This window comes from Thalassospira permensis NBRC 106175 (assembly GCF_000714555.1).
GTDB lineage: Bacteria > Pseudomonadota > Alphaproteobacteria > Rhodospirillales > Thalassospiraceae > Thalassospira > Thalassospira xiamenensis.
The window spans coordinates 21,671-42,335 of sequence record NZ_AUNC01000013.1 but is presented as its reverse complement, the minus strand read 5'-3'; the positions used below and the strand labels follow the sequence as shown (position 1 = coordinate 42,335).

Sequence of the window (20,665 nt, the reverse complement as noted above, 5' to 3'; positions counted from 1 at the left end):
GCTCAAAGGAGGTCTGAGCACCCGGCCTGCCGATGCCGGTTACATAGAGGCTTCAGCCTCACCGACAGCAGATTGCAGTTTTTCGATCCATTCAGAACCGATCTCGCCCGACAGCCAATTGATAACTGCTGGCTGGGCCACATCACGGAACGCTTTCAGCTGTTCCGCTGTCGGGGTTGTGACTTCCATCCCTTCGGCAGCAAGTTTCGCGACACCTTCGGCCGAGTTGAACTGCTGGACCGCACGACCGACATTCGATGCAATCCCCGCCGCGCGCCGCAGAAGCGCCTGATCGCCTTCGCTCAGTCCCTGATAAACGCTTTCATTGATCAGGATGAAGTCGGTTCCATATACGTGACGGTCAAGCGTCAGGTATTTCTGCATTTCGTAGAACTTGTTGGCATAGATCACGCTGATCGGGTTTTCCTGACCATCGACCGTACCAGTTGTCAGTGCCGTCGGCACTTCGGGCCACGGGATCGGGGTGGGATCACCCCCAAGTGCCTTGACCATTTCGACGAACAGCGGAACCGTCATGACACGGATTTTAAGGCCTTCCATGTCTTTCGGCTCGGCAATTGCGCGCTTGGAATTGGTGAAGTTGCGGAAACCGGTTTCGCCATAGGCCAAGGTGCGCAAGCCCGTTTTTTCAAGGCAATGCTCGGCAAGCTGTTTTCCGAAATCGCCATCCAGAACCTTCCATGCGACATTCGCATTCGGGAACATATAAGGGATGTCGAGAACAGAAGCTTCGGGGCAGACTTTCGAGAACGGACCGGAAATCATCGACATGGCAAGCGTGCCATCCTGGGTATTCTGCAGCAGGTCGGTTTCCCCGCCAAGCGAACCGGCCGGGAAAAGCTGAACTTCGATGCGGCCACCCGATTCAGCTTCGACAATGTTTTTAAAGACCTGTGTTGCGGCACCCTTCTTCGAGGTCGTCCATTCAGCCGGATCAACATGGGCAAAATTCAAAGTGATGTCCGCAGCCTGGGCAGGTACGGCGAAAGAAGCAGCAGCAAGCGAAACAGCGCCCAGCAGCGTGCTTTTGGAAACGAATTTCATTTTTTTCCTCCCGAATGAAAACAATCCCGCTGGCCCGATATTATTCATGGTGTTCTGCATCGGTCCTTATCGGAATAGGGAGACTTTAAAAAATATAGGAGATTTTGTCAAATATTCTAGAATCAATATAATTTAGAACATGTTCGGCAAACCCACATTCCCAAATCCTAACCGCGCGGATGCCTGTTTGATGTTATGCACCTGTCGGTATCAATATCGGCATCACGCCATCCATCTTTCCACGACAAAGACGGATCAATTCGAACTTTTTGGATGCTCTTCCTTCGCCATCCCCCTGCCGTCACAATGGAATTTGCTGTAAAACACTTGCGATGCAGCCGGTATTTCATGCTACTTTGGCCCAGCAATGCATCGATTCGATGATCGAAACGACGCCCATTTCAAAAGTGAACTCAGTGAACAGCGTTACCGGTACTGCAACACCCCAACTGGCCAAAATTGCCTCGCGCATTCTTGCGGGCAGTTTCCTGTTCGAGGATCTCGATCCCGAACTGCTTGCCCAACTTTCGAATCAGGCAAGTGTCCGCCGGATGGACGATGGTGAATTGCTGTTTGAAAAAGGCGCGCCTGCCGATGGATTATACGCGGTCGAGGCTGGGAAAATCCGCATTTCGACCGTTTCAGACACCGGCAAGGAAATCGTTTTGAACGTGTTGGCCCCCGGTGCGGTATTTGGCGAGATCGCGCTTCTGGATGGTGAGCCGCGCACGGCAACCGCGCGTGCTGTCGGCCCGACACGGCTTTTGTTTATTTCACGTGATGATTTCTTTGAAATCTTTGACCGCGAGGCACCGCTCCGCCGTCATATCACGGCTCTTTTGTGCCGTCGCCTTCGTTGGGTCAGCGACCTTTTGGAAGACGCCAATTTCCTTGATCTTACCGGACGACTGGTCAAGCGCCTTTTGTGGCTGGCTGAACGTCACGGTGGCCCCGACCCGGAAGGCATCCGCATCGCCCTTCCGCTGTCGCAACAGGAACTGGGCCTTATGCTGGGTGTGACACGCGAAGCGGTAAACAAAAAGCTGCGCGACCTTGAAAAACGCGACCTGATTACTCGCCGTGACGGGCGTTTGGTGATCCGCGATACAGACGGCCTGAAAAACCTTCTCGCCGATGCAATCAAAAGCTGATCCTTCTCCCAGTTCCCTGTTTGATCGACTGGTCGCCCGCGAGGAAAAGCGTGGCCTGATCCTTGTGGCGTTTCTACGCATATGCATGCTTGCCTTCATCCTGCTGCTGTTTTCCAAACCGGATTCGCCAACAGGTGAGCTGTATTCCCTACTGGAAGTTCTGGGCTGGTTCATCCCGGGTGTTCTGGTTCAGCTTTTTGTCGCCTTTCGCGGCGGCAACTGGCGCTGGTTGCTTTATATTCTGGCAATCGCCGATGCGGCCCTGATCGTTTATGTGTCGGTCGTTCCAGACCCGCTGAACCCATTTGCCGATCATCCGGCATGGCTATACAGCTTCGTCGTTCGGGATCGGGGCGTTGTGTTTTCCATGATCATGATGGCACTGGTCATCATGACCTTTTCACCGCGTCTTATCATCTGGTTCGGGTTCTGGCTGTTCGCCGCATGGAGCACCAGTATTGTCTGGCTGATGACCCGGCCCGGTGTCATCGTTTCGCAGCATTTCGGCGATGACTGGACACCAACCCAGGACGAAATCATCACGACCTATACCCTGCCGGAATTTATCGACATTTCGGCATTGGCCGAGCAGGTCGTGATTGTCGTGGTGTTTACGCTGGCCTGTGCGGTGATGGTTTCGCGGTTACGCGTCCTGATCAATCAGTTTGCCGCCGCCGAACGCGCGCATGGCAATCTGGCACGATATTTCCCGGCGGCCCTCGCTGACCAACTGGCAGATCGCGATGAGCCGGTTCGCGTTGGCGCACGACGGGAATGCGTGATCCTGTTTGCCGATATCATCGGGTTTTCCGGTTATGCCGAAAAACGCGATCCGCAGGATGTGATGCGTCTGTTAAACCAGTTTCACCAGATCATGACGACACAAATCGGTGCCTATGGCGGGATTGTCGAAAAATATATCGGCGACGCCGTCATGGCCAGTTTTGGCGCATTTGACGATATGAATTGTCCGGCGGCAAACGCGTTATCGGCCGCGCAATCCATGGTCAGCCATGTCCGGGACTGGCAAAACGGTGATCTAGCAGATAGCACAACGCCACTTCAGATCGGTATCGGCCTTAATTTTGGCCCGGCGGTTGTTGGTGATATTGGCGAAGGCGAGGCCGTTACGCCCGCTGTTATCGGCGCCAGCGTCAATCTGGCAGCCCGTCTGGAACGTGCGACCAGAACCCTTGATACCGACATCATTATCAGTGACAACTTTGCCCACAAACTTCGGTCCGAGGCACCCTCAGCCACATCCATCCTGATGCGCAGCTTTACCAAGCAGGATGCAATTCACGTCAAAGGTTTCAGCCAGGCGATACCTGTTCATTTTCAGCATAAAACTTTAAACTAGAGCCTTCCTCAATCTTGATACGTCCTTGATCCTGCCACTTTTTCGCGTAAAGCTTGTTGAAGAACAATACGCACCAAGCGACACAAGGGATTCGAGATGTCATCAGAATTGCGCAACCGTTTTGCCATGGCCACGCTTCTTAGCGCGGCCCTTTTTGCAGGTCCCGTCATCGAACCGGCATCCGCCCAATCCGGTGACGAAAAGACCGAAGAAACTATCACGCTTTCCGGTGAAAGCCGCAGTAAAATTCAGCTGACCGTTTACCCCGGAAATCTTGGCATGATTGCCGAACAACGTAACGGCACGATCCCCAAAGGGGTCAAAACACTCCGGATCGAAAATTTGCCGCAAACCATCATGGACGAGACCTTCCTGATGGGCGCGCAAAAAGATGCCAATCTTGTCTGGCATTCGTTACGCAATACGGCAAACGGCCCAGCGACCATGTATCGCCTGTTGCAAGATCAGGTTGGCAAAACCATTTCCATCCGGCGCAAGGATGACGAACTGGTCGAAGGCACTTTGCTATCGATTGACGGTGGCGCACTGGTTCGGACCCTTGATGGTATTGAACAGGTTCCTGTTGAACAGATCATCATCTCCGACCTGCCCGGCAACTTCGCTACCAGCCCGGCAATCGAAGTCACCATTGGCTCGGATGCGGCACTTGATCATATCTCGCTTGCCTACCTTTTGGGAGGTATTTCGTGGCAGACGGCCTATGTCGGGCAGTATGACAGTGTGGAAAATGTCCTGAACCTTTCGGCAATGGCACGCATTACCAATCAGACGGGCTCGGCAATCAACAATGCCCAGCTGCGTCTGGTCGCCGGTGATCCCAACCGGATCAGCTACACCCCGATGGCAAAGGCCGCCCGCGGGGAAATGATGATGTCGGCCATGGCAGATAGCGCACCGGGTGGCGGCGCGCCGGATCGCGAAACCATGGAAAACCTGCATGTCTATGGTCCGTTCGACGGGCTTTCGATGCGCAATGGTGATGTCGTGATGATGCCGTTGATCGCATCGCAAAACTTGCCTGCAACCCGCAAGGTCACCTTTAACGGCAGTGCCAATCTTTACTATGCCGGACAAAGTGACGTGTCTGAATTTGTCCGGCCTGACCTTGAAATCGAAATTGAAAACGATGGTGGCCCGGACGAAAAAAGCCCATGGCCCGCAGGAACCGTGCGCGTCTTTGGCCAGTCCAAAAGCGGTGTGACCGGCTTCCTTGGTGAAGACAATCTGTCTTTGACCCCGGTCGGACGCAAGGCAACCATACGCCTTGGCCAGGCCAGCAATATTTCCGGTACGCGCAAAGTCACGGCGTTTGATCGCAAGGCACGCCCAAATCTGCCTGATGAAATCACCGCCAACATGGAATGGTCGATCACCAATGGCGGTGAACGCACCGAAACCGTTACGATCCGTGAAAATGTTCCGGCCGACTGGGTTGTTACCGGCGAAGACCACAAACACACCAAGCCGCAACCAGACCTGATTGTCTGGACCATCGAGGTCCCGGCAGGCAAGGAAATCAATCTGAGCTGGTCGGTAAAAAGTACCCGATAACCTTTAAAACCGGCCACTTATCCGGTCTGGTTGCTGTCATAAAAGGCCTTGGCCAGCGGCAGCAGCAGGACCGGGTCGGGTTTCTCGCCGGTGATGCCGCACAGTTCGGTATAAAGACAAATGAGTTTGGCCAGCAGGATAAACGCCTGCTGGTTTTTCTTTCCGGCAAACACCGCAAGATTAACCAAGGCCTCGCCACATATTTCACGCGCGGTCCCGAACTGCCCGGCCCCCCGCAGTGCCAAAACAAGCGCGCCTTGCGAATATCCAAGATCAAGTCGGGCGGCTTCGCTCTGCCCCGATGGCAACCTTGCAAGCCGATCACGACGAAGTTCAACAGCCTGGCATGCGGCATCAACTGCATCCGCCCATTGTTCTGCACCGATTTCAAGGGCTGCCCTGTTATTAAGGCTATGGGCCAATCCGGCACGGGCGGCATCCGGTGCCGTTTGCAGGTGGGAGGCAAAGATTTGATCTGCCTCGTCAAACAGGGAAAGGGCTACCATCCGTTCGGATTTATCGAGTGCGGTTGCCATTTCAAGACAAAGACGTGCGAGCGTTAACGAACCGGGTTCCGTCGCCCGCAGGAATGACAGGCGCGGCAAATATCCGGCAAGTTTGTCCGACATGTCTTTTTCCTGCTTCTGCCTGAATTCCGGGACCAATGTGCGCCGGTTAACAGACGGGCAAGCACCCGTCTTGTGAAGACGGGTCAAACAGGGATAAGCTGTGATTGAGATCCCTGTTCAAGATTTTCGTCCTGCTTATCCGCCCCATTTTATGTGAAACGACGACCCTCCATGACCATGTCGACTGAAACCCTGCGCGCACTTTATGGAACCTGGCGTATTGCGCGTGGTGACGCCAAAGGCCTTGCTTTCTTTGATTATTCCATCGAAGCGTTCTGGCGTTCTTTCTTTGCCGCCGTGATTGTCTTTCCGGCCTTTGCGCTGTTGCGCTGGCATGATCTCGACACGGTTCCCGATGAATTCCCGGTTGGTCGTTACATGCTGGTGGAAACCATCGCCTATGTGATGAAATGGTTCGCCTTTCCGCTGCTGATGCTGCATGTCGCGCCAATGATTGGCCGCGCCAATCGCTATATCGCGTTTATCACCGTCTATAACTGGTCAAGCGTCTTGCAGATGGGCGTTTATCTGCTGGCACTGCTTCTTGGCGCGGCGTTTCCGATGCTTGGCGTTGGTGGATTTGTGTTGATTGCCGTGATCGCGATGCTGATTTACGGGGTTTATATTGCGAAACTGACACTGGCGGTCCCGATTGCCACGGCAAGTGCCATTGTTGCAGCCGATTTCCTGCTATCATTGACCATCACGACAATCGGCATTCGTCTCGCACTTGGCCAGCTATTCTGACACAATCAACAAACAAGTCTTAAAATTCAGGGAGATGCATCAGAATGAAACCGGTTCTCGCCATCACCAGACGCCTGCCGGAAGCTGTCGAAAAACGCGCACGCGAAAGTTATGATCTGCGCATGCAGGACGGAGATGATCCGCTGTCACGCGATCAGATTCTTGACCTGTGCAAAGACGCAAATGCCGCCCTGGTTTCGGTTGGCGATCCGATTGATGCGGCCTTTTTTGCAGCCCTGCCCCAAAAGGTCGGCATCATTGCCACCTTTTCGGTGGGCACTGACCATATTGATCTGGCCGCGGCCAAGGCCAACGGTTTCGTCATCGGCAATACCCCCGGGGTTCTGACCGATGCAACGGCGGATATTGCGTGGCTTCTGATTCTGGGTGCTGCACGCCGCGCCAGCGAGGGCGAGGCCGAAGTCCGCAACGCAACATGGTCAAGCTGGCGGCCGACCCATCTGATGGGCACACAAGTGACCGGCAAGAAACTCGGCATTGTCGGCATGGGACGGATCGGACAGGCCGTCGCGAAACGTGCACGCGGTTTCGATATGGAAGTCCATTATTTCAACCGTCGCCGCCTGCCCGAAGATCAGGAATTCGGCGCGGCCTATCACCCAACCATTAATGACCTTCTGCCCCATTGCGATTTCCTGTCACTGCATTGCCCGTCAACACCGGAAACACGCGGTATGGTCAATCGCAATTTCATCGCCAAGCTGCCAGATGGGGCGATCATTGTGAATACGGCACGCGGTGATATCGTCAATGACAAGGACCTGATCGCAGCACTCAAATCGGGCAAACTGACCGCCGCCGGACTTGATGTTTTTGCCGGGGAACCGAATATCGAGCCGACCTATCGCGATCTGCCCAATACGTTCCTGTTGCCCCATCTGGGATCGGCAACGGTCGAAACCCGCAATGCTATGGGATTCCGGGCACTTGATAACATTGATGCCTTCATTGCCGGCAGGGAAGTACCGTTCAGAGTTTGATGATGTTGGAACAAAAGGCGACCGATGGACGCCTTTTGTTATTCCAGATCGCTTTCTTCGCCTGCGGGCAGGATACAGGAAATTTCATGTCCATCCCGGCTGACCTTGACCCGGCCGCCGTGGATTTCGACCACTGCGCGCACCATTGCCATGCCAAGTGCGCGGCGCGCAGATGGTGATTCTCCCTCGCGCAATCCTTCAAACAGCATCGGTTGCGGTGCTTCGTCCGACAGTGAAATACTGATATCGATATCCTCGCCCCGACGACGGGCAACCACGGAAACCTCACTGCCTTCGGGGGCGGTACGCAGGACATTGGTCACCAGAATGAACAACGCCTGTTTAAGGCGGCGTTCATCGGCAATCATCCAGCCGATATTGCGCGAACAGTAAAGGCGTAGCGAAACGTTAAGTTCCGCCAGGCGCGCCCGCGTCAGTGCTTCGAGCGAACGTAACAAACGCCTTGGATCGACCGTATCAAGTTCAAGCGCGACCTGCCCTGATCCCAGCGTTGCAAGGTCCCGCATGTCATCCACCAGTGCCAGCATGCTTTGGGCTTCGGCCCGGATGGTTTCAACCGACTGCGCGACATTGCCCTGTAAATGCGGAATAAGGCGGTCTGCCTCGCCATTGATATGGTCAAGCGGCCGGGTCAGTTCACGCGACACGGTCGAAATGAAGTCCGACTTCATCTGATCGGCTGTACGCAGCGCTTCGTTGCGTTCGCGAAGCGCCCGTTCGACCCGGATCGTGTCGGTGACATCGATATAAGACATCATCACCGCCCCGTCAGGCAGCGGTACAATGGCAAAATCGATGATGCTGTTATCGGCACGTTCGATACGGCCGCTCATGGGTTCGTGGTTGGTGATACGCGCGACCATCCGGCTTTTGAATTTGTCCCAGTCTTCGCGCTCGTGCCAGTAATCACGGGCTTCTTCGACCACTTCGCTGATATGGGGCGCACCTGAGAGGAAACTGTCTTCGAGGCCCCAGACATCGGCAAAACCGTGATTGTAAAGCCGCAACCGGCCATCGCCGCTGATCACGCCTACCGCTTCATGCAGGTTTTCAAGCGTCTCGCGCTGAACCGCGATCAGGGTGTTGTAACTGCTTTCGAGAACCAGCTTGTCGGTGACATCCTCGAACGCGAACATCAGTCCGCCAAACGGATGCGGTGAAATGAACCGGCGCAAGGTCATGCCGTTCGGCAGATGCATCAAATCTTCTTCTGGCTTGAGAAGATCGGTAAAGCGCTGGTTTTCAATATTGCGGAACTGCGTGAAGTCGGTGACTTCGGGCAATTTGCGCTCATCGCGCATCCGGCGCAGCACATCATCAAGCGACGGTTCCGCCCATAGCCAGTCCTCATCCATATCCCAAAGTTTGGTGAAGGCGGTGTTAAAGAAGATAAGCCGCTTGTCGCCGCCGTAAATCGCAATCGCGGTTCCAAGGTTTTCCAAGACTTCGGCATGGGCACGAATATGACGCGACAGGTCGGATTGCAGTTCTTCGATTGCGGTACAATCAATCGCAAAGCCAATCAGACCATCAAGGTCTTCGGGCGTTTGTGACGGACATTCGGTAATGCGCAGAAGCTTCCGGTCACCCTTGATCACGATATGATAATCGCGTGTCATGGTTTCGCCGTTGCGCAATGCCGACGCCGCCAATGACTTGCCCTTATCGGGGATCACCCCGCCGCCCAGTTCCGCCTGTCTGGCAAGGGCATCCTTGACCGTGTCGAGTTCCACCGCGGTCGCATAGGCCGCATTACAATCAATCAAACGCAAATCGCCATCGCGCCGCCACACCGGAAACGGAAGACTGTCGATCAAAAGCCGCAACCCGCTGACTTCGCGTTTGAGCGCGGTAAAATCGCCGAACTGGCTTTCGCGTTCACGGGTATGGCGGGTTTCATCACGGAACCAAAGCGCATGGGCCAGAACCGGCGAAGTCCGGTCCTTGCGTGCCATCGCCCCGGTGACGTGGAACTTGCGTTCATCAACAGCTGTTACCCAAAGCTCAAACCGCTCGTGGGTGGATTTCAGGTTTCGCACACGTTCCTTAAGGGTCCTGGCATCATCATCGCGCAACTGGTCAAGCACATCGGGAAAACGCCCATCCTTGCCAAGCTGGAACGCACGTTTCAGCGACGGGCTTGCCCCCTCGGCAAAGCCGGCCTGGCTCCAATAATAAACCGGGTCCGGCCCGGCAAAGAACAGATGGGTAAATTGTTCGGTCGAATCCGCCAATTCGGATTCGTGATCTTCCGCCTCTTCAAGATGGCGGCGCATGCGCAGCGATAATCGCCACCCGATTCCCCCGGCAATCGCAGCACCACCAATTGCCGCCAAACCAACAACCAGCCAATCGCGGTCACTCAGATCGGCGAAACTGCCTAAAATCGAGGCCCCGTCTGGTGCAGCGCCTGCGTTCGGCGCGGCTTCCGGTGCGCTGCCAACACGGAATTTTTCCTGTGCATGCAGGTCGGCTGCGATGAAAAGCGACGTCAGACCATAGCATCCCCATTGCCACAGTCTGGACAAACCAAACCTGTTTGATCCCCCTTTGCGGGAACCAATTGGTTCTTTCCCCCTTTGATGGTTGGATGTAGCCCGTGTCACGTGTTGTTAACCGTTTGTGTTTATGAGCTATTATTATGGTGAAAACGTCTTGCTTTTACCACTGTTTCACGACGTTTTCCCGATACCCGGCCGAACGCCCGTGATCGCAGGAAAATCCGCGATGACATATACCCCAAATCGGGCTATGTCTGCGCTATTGTCGAAACAACAGCTATAACGATCTCGTCATTTCAAAAATGAGTCCCAAACCGCAGCTAGACCTTTTTACGCCGCGCGTGGCCGCCAAACCGGTCGCGCCCCAAAAGGAGTCTGCCGCGGCCAAACCGGCGGGACCGGAAATGCGCGATCTGTTCGACACCAATTTCAGCGCCGATGACATCGCAGAATGGGAACTGCTGTTTCGCGATGCGCCACAATACAACTATCATTTCAAACGTTCGCAAATCGCGTCGGCCTTTGATCGTCCGCTGCATAAAAAACTGATCGCATCGCATGCGTTTGAACGGTTGCGCGAAATTTCGTTCCTTGGTGCCATTGATTACCTGTTCCATCCCAATGGACGCCCGGCCAATATCCGCCATTCCCGATATGATCACACCATCGGTGTTGCCCTGCTGTCGCAGCAATATTGCCGCCTGATGGGCCTGTCAGAAGCTGATCGCGACCTTCTGGGGGCAGCGGCCCTTTTGCATGATATCGGCCATGGCCCGTTTTCGCATACACTGGAGCCGGAATTTGCCCGGCGGTTCAACCTGAACCATCACCAATTGACCGAAAAGATCATCACCGGCGAAGTTCAGCTTGATCTGTCAGTCAATCATTTACTGGTGAAACACGGTGTTGATCCGGACGAGGTCATTGCCCTTCTATCAAAAAAATCGACCCACCCGCATGCCAGCCTGCTGTCGGGTCCGGTCAATATCGACACACTCGAAGGCATCAGCCGGACCAAGACCTATGTGCATCCGAACTATGTCCATTGTCATCCGCGCCTGTTGCTTGAGGCGGCGGTAAAGCTTGATGAAGATGCCCTGAAACGCCTTGATAAGTTCTGGCAGCTTAAAGAAGACATCTATCGCAATTTCATTTTCGGCCCGATGTGTTTTGCCACCGATCATCTTTGCCGCGAATTCGTTGTCAAAAATGCACCCGACTTTGCCGCCAATGATTTCCTTCTGACCGAAAAAGCATTTTTGCAGCGCCATCCGGCTTTCAAAAAGTTTCTGTTCAGCCTGAAAAACCGGATCGAGCTTGACGGTGTTGCCGATGTTATCGATCCGGAAATCAGCGCGGTCCTGATGGATGAAACCGCAACCAAAGTGCCCAAACGCGAATTTCACATCAATACCAATGCCGAGGTCAAAAGCTTTGCCGATCTTGGCAAACGCTATTACGAGGAAAAGAACTCGTTCCTGCGGCGTGTCGGCAATCTGACCGATCCGGCACAACAGGCTGCTGCAGCAAGTCTGTTTGACTGATATGTTCGTCCGTCGGACGTAAAATCGCCGTGCGAATTTCGCTGCATCGGGCAATCCATTGCAAAGGGAGTAACCGATATGGCCCCCAAAACCGAAAAGAAGCGCAACCGAACCTTTGTCATCATCGGGCTTGGAACCGTTGGCAGCACGGTTGCGACCGATCTGGCACGAAGTGGCAATCACGTCCTGGGCATCGACATCAACGAAAAATCCGTCGCCGCCCTGTCGGATATCCTGTCCGAAGCGATCATCGCAGATGGCCGCGATGAAGAAGCCCTCCGCGAGGCCGGGGTCGACAAATATGACGTCTCCCTGATTGCCATTGGCGAAGACCTTGAAGCCAATATCCTGTGCACGATGAATGTCAAAATGCTGGGGGTCAAAACCGTCTGGGTAAAGGCGATCAACAAAACCCATCATCGCATCCTGACCAAACTTGAACCCGACCGGGTCATTTTACCCGAACAGGAAATCGGCCAGCACATCGCCCAGAAACTGCATAACCCCGCCGTACGCGATTATCTAAGCCTTGGTAACGGCATGCATGTCATCAATCTGGAAGTCCCGGAAAGCATGGCGGGGAAAACCATTGAGTCGCTTGATCTTGAAAAGTCCCACGAACTGCGCTGTCTGGGCATTTTGCGCGGATCGGAATTTATCGGCTGTGATACCGGGACCGTCACGATGGAAGCCACTGACAAGATCCTGATCCTTGGTCGCCGCCAGAATTTGCGCGACTTCAGCGACGGCATCTGAGCCATGCCCTTTTATTTTCCGAACCGCACCGGAAAACCGATCCGAATACCACCGCCGCTTTTGCTCGCCATCCTGTATCTGGCCTTGATCCTGATCGGTGCGGTTGTTTTGGTCCTCCCTGTTGCGGTCACCCATCCGATCAGCTTTTCCGACGCCTTGTTTACGGCCACGTCCGCCGTCACCGTCACCGGCCTTGCCGTGGTTGATACCGGGTCAAGCTTTACGTTGTTCGGGCAAGCCATGATCCTGATCCTGATCCAGCTTGGCGGTCTTGGTCTGATGACATTTGCAGCCCTTGTTTTATCCGCACTTGGCTTGCCAATTGGTCTGCGACATCACAATTTCCTGCGCGAAGATTTGAACCAGACATCGCTGCATCAGCTCGTGGGTCTGGTCAAAACGATCCTTGCCGTTGTGCTTTTCTGCGAATTGATCGGCGGCATCCTGTTGCTGACCGTTTTTGTCCCCGATTTTGGCTGGGCACGCGGAACGTGGTTTGCGGTATTCCATTCGGTATCGGCCTTCAACAATGCGGGCTTTGCCCTTATGCCCGACAGCCTGAGCCGATGGGCCACAAACCCGGTGATCAACCTCACAATCCCGGCATTGCTTCTGATTGGCGGGATCGGGTTCAGCGTGATTTCCGATCTGTGGATTCATCGCGGCTGGCGTCATTTATCCCTGCACAGCAAATTGATGCTGACCGGCTCTGCCATTCTGATCGTCTGGTCTGTCACGATGTTTGCCATCCTTGAATGGCACAATCCCGACACGCTCGGGGCTTTTGCCAACCCGATCGACAAACTTCAAATCAGCTGGTTTCAAGGCCTGACAACCCGCACTGCCGGATTCAACACGGTCGATATCGGATCCATTCACGACACCACCGCATTGATGTTCATCCTTCTGATGGTGATCGGGGCAGGCAGTACATCAACAGCCGGCGGGATCAAGGTCACCACCTTTATCGTACTGGTTCTGGCAACCATCGCCTTTTTCAAACGCCATAATCAGCTGCATGCCTTTGGGCGCAGCATCGGCCTTGAAGAAGTGATGAAGGTGCTGGCCCTGACGATGATTTCAATGTTCGTCGTCATGAGCGGTATCTTTCTGATCACCATGTCCCACGACGGCGATTTTCTTGATCTTGTCTTTGAAGTGACGTCGGCCTTTGGCACGGTCGGTCTTTCGCGCGGGACGACCGGCGAACTCGATACACTGGGCCGGATCGTGATTGAACTGATCATGTTCATTGGCCGTGTCGGCCCTCTGACACTGGGATTCTTCCTTGCCCGTCGTGTTCCGCCGCGCATTTCCTATCCGTCAAGTCAGGTGTATCTGGGGTAATTCCCAAAACCGTCAGTTCAGTCAACGACAAACAATGTGGCACCCGGCTCTGTTGATGACCGATGGGCTTCGGCGTTATCAGCCACCTGATAACTCATGCCCGGTTTAAGGGTGAAAACCCGCCCGTCTTCCAGTTCGGTGACCAATTCACCCTCAAGACACAGCAGGATATGGCCCTTCTTGCACCAATGATCGGCAAGATAGCCCGGCGTATATGTCACCATCCGCACCCGGATCGGACCAAATTGCTGTGTGCGCCAATATGCCATGCCGGTATCGCCGGAATGCTCGGTTGGCGTGATTGACGACCAGTCGGTCGTGCCGAACGGGAGATTGGAAATTTCCATGGTAATCTTTCAAGAGATATGTGGGGCAACTGCCACCAGGAACCGGATAACAATTTCATGACGCTATCGCGTTTCCAAACTTTCCGTCAACACATCCAGCCAAAGACAAAGCCCGGCACGCGGACCGGGCTTTTATCAATCTTCGTAAAATGATTTACCGGTTTTCCAGCCCGTTTTCTTCGCGCTGCTTGCGGATTTCATCTGCCTTGGCCACGATCATTTCACGCAACTCGTCCAGTCCGGCGCGCTCGGCAGTAATGACCTGTTCGCATTCGGCTTTGGCGACATAGCCATTGGCATGCGCGGCATCCCATTCAAGGACATCCTCGATCGTGCTGCTGAGTTCATCCACATCCCCAAAGGCATATCCATTAAGGGGGCGACCGACGGTTTCGTTCAGGGACGCAAACAATGCCGGGTCCTGATCCGGTGCAAGGTCGGGTTTGCAGCCCAAAAGCGTGCGATAGCGCAACTGGCCGGTATAGAACCAGAAAACCGCGTCATCACGTTCGCCTGCATTAAACTGCTTGGCTGCCAGAATGTAATAGGCCGATGGATGGCGGTTTTCGATCCCGTCGCGCAACGCATCGGGTTCCATATCCTTCATCTCCTCGGGCGATTTCATATCGGCGGACTGGGCAAAGGCAGGCATTGCCATCAGGCCAAGAAGCGGAACGGCAAGCAGGGTGCGATGAAGATTTTTGATCGGACTTCTCCATAATCCAGGGTGATTTCCAATCGGGGAAATATGCAAAAGGTCTTTTGGCCAACGGCCCCGACAAACGACATATGGCACAGGGTTATTCGACTTTAAGGCCGTTTTATCGGCAAGTAATGGCAATTATGTGCCAAGCCTCTGCCGGATTGTGAAATCCGGTCCGGTTTTACAAGGGACTCCGCAGTTATCCCATAAACCCGGTTTTAATCTTTCACCTTTAGGTCGATACTGAATTAATTGCCGCATTCAACGGAATCATTTCAACCTTGTTGCCAGATACCATCGCCAGCAATCAGGCCTATACCGCAAAGCGGCTCGACGAGATGCGAAGCGCACTCGCCAATCAGCTGCATGGCAGCGCTTTCTGCGTTGTCGTTACCGGGTCGTTCGGTCGGCACGAGGCATCAGAACAATCGGATCTGGATTACTTCATCATCGGTCGTGAAGTTGACCGTGATCTGGCCCCCCACCGTGACGTTTCCGAAATTCTTGGTGCCATGGTGACCAAAAAGGCGGCCGTTAACGGCCCGTTTTCATCCTATGTCCCGGCCGAGGAACTGGTCAACCGCATCGGCCTTGATGGCGACACCAATTCGATCACCACACGCCGCCTGCTGTTTCTGCTGGAATGTGAATGGCTTTATAACGAAGTCGGCAAACGTGCCTTCTTTGAAGAACTGATTGCCAACTACGTCACCGAAACGGTTACACGGGAATCCATCGCACGCTTTCTGGTCAATGACGTCATCCGCTATTACCGCACCATCAGCGTCGATTTCGAAATCAAAACCCGCGAAGGCGACGCCAGCAAGGCATGGGCACCCAGACGCCTTAAACTCGTCTTTTCGCGTAAGATGCTTTATTTCGGCGGCATTATCGCAGCCGCGGAAACCGCAGGTCGTGATTATATCGGTAAACGGGCGAAACTATCGGAACTTTTGCAGTTACCGCCGATCACACGTGTTCAAACGGTTTTTGGTGACAAAAGCCTTCCCGCACTCGAACTATATGACCGGTTTCTGCGCGAACTCAGCGATCCGGATGTCCGCAAACGGCTTGAAAAAGTCGGCCCGAATGATCGCAGTGACACCGAACTCCGTTCCCTGCTGGATGCAGGCAAGCAGTTTTCGCGCGAGCTGATCAAACTGATGAATGATCGTTACGGCCCCGATCACCCGATCCATGAAGCACTTTTGATGTAACTGCCAACCCGATCGGGCCGTCAGGCGTTTGTCACATGCTTGTGGTAATTGGCCCGGTCCAGATCATGTACTTCGACCGTAAACTGTACATCGAAATTCCCGACCAGATTTTCCAGATGCGCCCGCACGGTTTCAAGTGCGATGGCACCAACGGCATGTTTGACATCGTCAGAGCGCCCCGACAACAGCCGCACATCAAGATGCACCATGCCATGTTTTGGCCCGCCATCGGCAATCACGACATTTTCAAGTGGCGATAAACGTGTTTTGAAACTTTCCAGATCGGCATCGGCTGCCTTGGCAATTTCACGATGCAGGCTGATCGCCAACCCGCGAAGCTGCTCGGCGATTGGCAAATTGGCGGAATATTCGATTTCAAGCTGGGGCATGGCTTGCTTCCCTGTTGTGGTGTTGTCTTTCTTACCCGAACGCGTCGTCGCAAAACACAAAAAAGCCGGTCCGAATGAACGGACCGGCTTTGATGCAAAACGCGATTGCGCTTAGTAGCGGTAATGATCCGGCTTGAACGGGCCAGCCTGCGGCACGCCGATATATTCGGCCTGTTCGTTCGAAAGCTTGGTCAGTTTCACACCAAGACGGTCGAGATGCAGGGCGGCAACTTTCTCGTCGAGGTGTTTCGGCAGGACATAAACCTTGTTTTCGTAGTTGGCGTGGTTTTTCCAAAGTTCGATCTGGGCCAGCACCTGGTTGGTGAAGGATGCCGACATCACGAAGCTCGGGTGACCGGTTGCGCAACCAAGGTTGACCAGACGGCCTTCGGCCAGAACGATCAGACGTTTGCCATCCGGGAATTCGACTTCGTCGACCTGCGGCTTGACATTGTCCCACTTGTAATTGCGCAGCGAACCGATCTGGATTTCGGAATCGAAGTGACCGATGTTGCAAACGATTGCACGGTCTTTCATCGCACGCATATGGTCGAGCGTGATGATGTCGATATTGCCCGTGGTGGTGACAAAGATATCACCAACCGGTGCAGCATCTTCCATGGTGGTGACTTCGTAACCTTCCATCGCGGCCTGCAGCGCGCAGATCGGATCGATTTCGGTCACAAGAACGCGGGCACCCTGGCTGCGCAGCGACGCAGCCGAACCTTTGCCAACATCACCAAAACCGGCAACCACACCGATTTTACCGGCAACCATGACGTCAGTTGCACGTTTGATGCCATCAACCAAGCTTTCGCGGCAGCCATACAGGTTGTCGAATTTCGACTTGGTGACCGAGTCATTGACGTTGATCGCCGGAACCTTGAGCGTGCCTTTTTTCGCCATTTCATACAGGCGGTGCACACCGGTGGTGGTTTCTTCGGAAAGACCTTTGATGTCTTCAAGAAGTTCCGGATATTTGTCGTGGATCAGCTGGGTAACATCGCCGCCGTCATCCAGGATCAGGTTCGGTTTCCAGCCGTTCGGGCCGGTGATGGTCTGCTCGATGCACCACCAGAATTCTTCCTCGGTCTCGCCCTTCCAGGCAAAGACAGGAACGCCGGTTGCCGCAATCGCCGCAGCAGCCTGATCCTGGGTCGAGAAGATGTTGCACGACGACCAGCGAACTTCTGCACCAAGTGCGGTCAGGGTTTCGATCAGAACCGCAGTCTGAATGGTCATGTGCAGGCAACCGACGATGCGCGCGCCGGCAAGCGGCTTGGCCGCGCCATATTCTTCACGCAGCGCCATCAGGCCCGGCATCTCGGTTTCGGCAATCGCGATTTCCTTGCGGCCCCATGCGGCCAGCGAGATGTCTGCGACCTTGCAATCGGTAAAGTTCGACATGTCGTCTCCAATCAAACAAAAACAGCGCAACCGCCGACCAGATGGATCTTGCAGATACGCCCGAAAATTCCTGTGCGACGGTTTGCCCGTTCGCGATAGAAGACATATAAAGATTTCTTTATATCGATTTCAAGTCTTTTCTTCGATGAATTTTCAATGCCGGAAAAATACGCGCACAGGCAGAGCGCCCATGCTGTATGGGCCCATTTCATAACCGATTGATTTATTAGGTATTATGATCGCCGGTCAGGCAAGATCGTTGAAATCATCCAGCATCATGGCGATGCGCGCTGAATCCCATTGTTCCATCACACGGGCTGCCTGCTGTTCGGAATTTCGCGTATCCAGTCGGCGCAGGCGCTGTTTGACCGGTAAAAGGCTGACCGATGACATCGAAAGATTACGTAATCCAAATCCGATGAAAAGCGGCGTATATCGGGGATCACCGGCCATTTCACCGCAAACACTGATCGGGATGTCGCGATCCCGCGATGTTTTGATAACGTCGCGGATCAGGCGCAAAACCGATGGATGCAGCGGGTCATAAAGCCCGGCCACCTGATCGTCGGTACGATCAATCGCCAGCGTATATTGCGTCAGATCGTTAGTCCCGATGGCAAAGAAATCGCTTTCACGTGCCAAGGCATCAATCGCAAGTGCGGCGGCCGGTATTTCAATCATGGCACCCAATGGCGGCAGAACATCCGGGATGGCATGACCTTCCTTGCGCAGTCGCTTTGCGACCGATTGGTAAATCTGGCGTACCCGGCTCATTTCATGAACGCTAACCACCATCGGTATCAACACCCGGACAGAACCATGGAGGGATGCGCGCAGGATCGCAGCCAATTGTGTTTCAAGCAATTCGGGCTTGCGCAATGACAACCGAATACCACGCAGCCCCAATGCCGGGTTCGGGCCGGATCCGATTTCTGCCTGTAATGACACCGCAAGCTTTTCACCACCGATATCAAGGGTGCGGATCGTGACCGGCTTGCCATTCATCCGGGTCACGATATCGGCCAGTTCGGCATATTGTTCGTCTTCGTCCGGCAGGTAGTCCTTGTTCATGAACATGAACTCGCTACGCAGAAGCCCAATGCCGGTCGCACCATTTTCCAGTGCCGCCGACAGTTCAATCGGCAGTTCGATATTGGCATGAAGATCAATTTCGACCCCGTCGCGCGTCGCCGATGGGACATCGCGCAGGCTGGCCAGTTTGGCGCGTGCCGCCCGCCAGTCTTCGCGACGCTGGCTATAATGGACCAGATCATCCTCGGTCGGACGCAGGATAACTTCACCCCGACCGCCATCAACAATGATCAGATCACCGCCCGAAACCCCGTGAATGATATCGGCCGCACCCAAAATCGCAGGAATGCCAAGTGACCGGGCCATGATCGCGGTATGACCTTCCGCCCCGCCAAGCGCGGTGACAAACGCTGTAATCTGGCCGGGTTGAAGGCGCGCCATATCGGCCGGGCTGACTTCCTCGGCGATCAGAATGGCACCTTTGGGCGCAGTTTCAAATGCCCGGTCAGTTTCCCCGATCAGGCACCGCATCAGACGCAGGCCAACCTCGCGGATGTCGGACGCGCGTGCTGCGATGTAACGATCATCAATACCGGAAAACTGGGTCGCGATGGCATCGATGACCTCGCTGACCGCGTGTACCGCATTCATATGGCGCGTCTGGATCAGTTCTTCGGCCCCGCGGACAAGGCGCGACTGGGTGAGCATATGAACGTAGGCATCCAGCAGGAATCCAAGCTCCTCGGATGCGGCCCCGCCGACATTGGCCGATTGGAATTTAAGGCGTTTAAGCTGTTCGATACTTTCCGAAACGCCTTTGTGCAGGCGTTCGGTTTCGGTCGGGATGGCCGCCGCATCGATACGTGTGCGACTGACATCGACATATTGCCGGTCCATGACAAAGGCCCGACCGATTACAATCCCGCCCGATGCCCCAAGCCCTGTAATTACCCGGCGGTCGGACGGCGACTGGTCATCGATTGTGGTCTGGTCTTTTGGTGGAACTTGCAAGCCTGGTTTGCTGCCAACTCGTTCTTGTTGTTTCCAGAAATTCCCGTTCCCGCCTATGCGGAAATCCTATTCATTCTGCGTCTTATTCTTCGTGGAACTTGGCATCAACAAGTTCGTTAAGCGCATCAATCGCCTTTTTGGCATCCGGGCCTGATGCTTCGATCTCAATTTCCGTGCCAGTCGATGCTGCAAGCATCATAAGCCCCATGATCGATACGCCCGAAACCTCTGTGCCGCGATTGCGAACCATGATCCGGGATTCGAATTCACCGGCAAGTTTAACAAATTTTGCGGCCGCCCGCGCGTGCAATCCGCGTTGATTGCTGATGGTTACGATCCGCTTTTCCGTCTGCGCCATATTTGTCCCGCCTTAGTCCCGACTTCAAGTCCCCGTCGGCAAACTTTCAAAAGATCCGGGCCATCCCCGATCGCCCGAACTTCTGTTTTTGTTGTTTATTCCTCGCCGCTTAGCAGGCGCGACGCCACATTGATATATTTCCGGCCCGCTTCCTGCGCTGCATTGACCGTTTCGGCCAGCGTGCCATCGATGCGCACCGATGCCAGTTTGATCAACAAAGGTAAATTAACCCCTGCAATCACTTCGACATTGGCCTGTTCCATAATGGAAATTGCCAGGTTCGACGGCGTGCCGCCGAACATATCGGTCAACAGCACAACACCCTTGCCATCGTCGACAGCCTCGACACTCGCAAGAATGTCGGCACGACGTTGTTCCATGTCGTCGTCGGGTCCGATGCAGACGGCAGCGACATTTTCCTGTTCGCCGACAACATGCTGCAAGGCCGATACGAATTCCTTCGCGAGATCGCCATGGGTGACGAGCACCATCCCGATCATGCCGTTT

General features: G+C 54.4%; 19 protein-coding genes. 9 read left to right on the top strand and 10 right to left on the bottom strand.

Going from position 1 to position 20,665, the window contains the following annotated elements; genetic code table 11:
• Positions 1-39: 39 nt before the first annotated feature.
• Positions 40-1,065: a DctP family TRAP transporter solute-binding subunit gene (locus SMB34_RS09030; RefSeq protein ID WP_037989434.1), complete on the bottom strand. Its 1,026-nt coding sequence runs from the start codon at positions 1,063-1,065 to the stop codon at positions 40-42.
• A 416-nt stretch (positions 1,066-1,481) separates the two neighbouring features.
• Here SMB34_RS09030 and SMB34_RS09025 point away from each other — a divergent pair, with 416 nt between their 5' ends.
• The 3 genes from SMB34_RS09025 to SMB34_RS09015 all read left to right on the top strand — a co-directional run bounded on the left by SMB34_RS09025 (position 1,482) and on the right by SMB34_RS09015 (position 5,148).
• Positions 1,482-2,216, top strand: coding sequence for a Crp/Fnr family transcriptional regulator (locus SMB34_RS09025; protein WP_110252833.1), 735 nt, complete (start codon positions 1,482-1,484; stop codon positions 2,214-2,216).
• Entirely contained in the window at positions 2,200-3,576 is a 1,377-nt protein-coding gene (locus SMB34_RS09020) for an adenylate/guanylate cyclase domain-containing protein (RefSeq protein ID WP_007088250.1), read from the top strand. The genes SMB34_RS09025 and SMB34_RS09020 overlap by 17 nt, the downstream gene beginning before the upstream one ends.
• A gap of 96 nt (positions 3,577-3,672) precedes the next feature.
• Complete coding sequence (locus tag SMB34_RS09015; RefSeq protein WP_037989375.1) at positions 3,673-5,148, top strand: DUF4139 domain-containing protein; 1,476 nt, start codon at positions 3,673-3,675, stop codon at positions 5,146-5,148.
• Positions 5,149-5,165: 17 nt separating this feature from the next.
• On the opposite strand, the gene SMB34_RS09010 is transcribed toward SMB34_RS09015, so the two are convergent.
• Positions 5,166-5,777 (bottom strand): hypothetical protein, encoded by a 612-nt coding sequence (locus SMB34_RS09010; protein ID WP_037989373.1) that lies wholly within the window; start codon positions 5,775-5,777, stop codon positions 5,166-5,168.
• A 171-nt stretch (positions 5,778-5,948) separates the two neighbouring features.
• Here SMB34_RS09010 and SMB34_RS09005 point away from each other — a divergent pair, with 171 nt between their 5' ends.
• Both SMB34_RS09005 and SMB34_RS09000 read left to right on the top strand, forming a co-directional pair.
• The gene (locus SMB34_RS09005; RefSeq protein WP_007088253.1) at positions 5,949-6,524 is read left to right on the top strand and encodes a hypothetical protein; all 576 of its coding nucleotides are present in this window, start codon (positions 5,949-5,951) and stop codon (positions 6,522-6,524) included.
• 44 nt (positions 6,525-6,568) lie between these two features.
• A complete protein-coding gene (locus tag SMB34_RS09000; protein WP_037989372.1) occupies positions 6,569-7,525 on the top strand; it encodes a 2-hydroxyacid dehydrogenase in 957 nt (318 codons plus the stop codon).
• Between the two features lie 38 nt (positions 7,526-7,563).
• Here the strand turns inward: SMB34_RS09000 and SMB34_RS08995 are convergent, their stop codons facing one another.
• Positions 7,564-10,074: a PAS domain-containing sensor histidine kinase gene (locus tag SMB34_RS08995; RefSeq protein WP_037989371.1), complete on the bottom strand. Its 2,511-nt coding sequence runs from the start codon at positions 10,072-10,074 to the stop codon at positions 7,564-7,566.
• A gap of 275 nt (positions 10,075-10,349) precedes the next feature.
• Here SMB34_RS08995 and SMB34_RS08990 point away from each other — a divergent pair, with 275 nt between their 5' ends.
• The 3 genes from SMB34_RS08990 (at position 10,350) to SMB34_RS08980 (ending at position 13,694) form a co-directional block, all read left to right on the top strand.
• Positions 10,350-11,591 (top strand): HD domain-containing protein, encoded by a 1,242-nt coding sequence (locus SMB34_RS08990; protein ID WP_037989370.1) that lies wholly within the window; start codon positions 10,350-10,352, stop codon positions 11,589-11,591.
• 78 nt (positions 11,592-11,669) lie between these two features.
• Positions 11,670-12,347, top strand: a complete 678-nt coding sequence (locus SMB34_RS08985; protein WP_037989369.1) for a potassium channel family protein — start codon at positions 11,670-11,672, stop codon at positions 12,345-12,347.
• Positions 12,348-12,350: 3 nt separating this feature from the next.
• Positions 12,351-13,694, top strand: a complete 1,344-nt coding sequence (locus SMB34_RS08980) for a TrkH family potassium uptake protein (RefSeq protein ID WP_114094084.1) — start codon at positions 12,351-12,353, stop codon at positions 13,692-13,694.
• A 17-nt stretch (positions 13,695-13,711) separates the two neighbouring features.
• Here SMB34_RS08980 and SMB34_RS08975 read toward each other — a convergent pair whose 3' ends face one another.
• Both SMB34_RS08975 and SMB34_RS08970 read right to left on the bottom strand, forming a co-directional pair.
• On the bottom strand, positions 13,712-14,041 hold the full coding sequence (locus SMB34_RS08975) for a DHCW motif cupin fold protein (RefSeq protein WP_007088259.1): 330 nt from the start codon (positions 14,039-14,041) through the stop codon (positions 13,712-13,714).
• Positions 14,042-14,195: 154 nt separating this feature from the next.
• The gene (locus SMB34_RS08970) at positions 14,196-14,699 is read right to left on the bottom strand and encodes a hypothetical protein (RefSeq protein WP_146216720.1); all 504 of its coding nucleotides are present in this window, start codon (positions 14,697-14,699) and stop codon (positions 14,196-14,198) included.
• A gap of 326 nt (positions 14,700-15,025) precedes the next feature.
• On the opposite strand from SMB34_RS08970, the gene SMB34_RS08965 reads away from it, so the two are divergent.
• The gene (locus SMB34_RS08965) at positions 15,026-15,961 is read left to right on the top strand and encodes a DUF294 nucleotidyltransferase-like domain-containing protein (RefSeq protein ID WP_037989368.1); all 936 of its coding nucleotides are present in this window, start codon (positions 15,026-15,028) and stop codon (positions 15,959-15,961) included.
• Between the two features lie 20 nt (positions 15,962-15,981).
• On the opposite strand, the gene SMB34_RS08960 is transcribed toward SMB34_RS08965, so the two are convergent.
• From SMB34_RS08960 to SMB34_RS08935, 5 genes are all read right to left on the bottom strand, one after another.
• Positions 15,982-16,350, bottom strand: coding sequence for a 5-carboxymethyl-2-hydroxymuconate Delta-isomerase (locus SMB34_RS08960; protein ID WP_037989367.1), 369 nt, complete (start codon positions 16,348-16,350; stop codon positions 15,982-15,984).
• A 111-nt stretch (positions 16,351-16,461) separates the two neighbouring features.
• Positions 16,462-17,757 (bottom strand): adenosylhomocysteinase, encoded by a 1,296-nt coding sequence (ahcY, locus tag SMB34_RS08955; RefSeq protein WP_007088263.1) that lies wholly within the window; start codon positions 17,755-17,757, stop codon positions 16,462-16,464.
• A gap of 246 nt (positions 17,758-18,003) precedes the next feature.
• Positions 18,004-19,800: a phosphoenolpyruvate--protein phosphotransferase gene (gene ptsP, locus SMB34_RS08945; RefSeq protein ID WP_051682208.1), complete on the bottom strand. Its 1,797-nt coding sequence runs from the start codon at positions 19,798-19,800 to the stop codon at positions 18,004-18,006.
• Between the two features lie 82 nt (positions 19,801-19,882).
• Entirely contained in the window at positions 19,883-20,158 is a 276-nt protein-coding gene (locus tag SMB34_RS08940; protein WP_007088265.1) for an HPr family phosphocarrier protein, read from the bottom strand.
• A gap of 95 nt (positions 20,159-20,253) precedes the next feature.
• On the bottom strand, positions 20,254-20,658 hold the full coding sequence (locus SMB34_RS08935) for a PTS sugar transporter subunit IIA (RefSeq protein WP_037989365.1): 405 nt from the start codon (positions 20,656-20,658) through the stop codon (positions 20,254-20,256).
• Positions 20,659-20,665 lie beyond the last annotated feature (7 nt).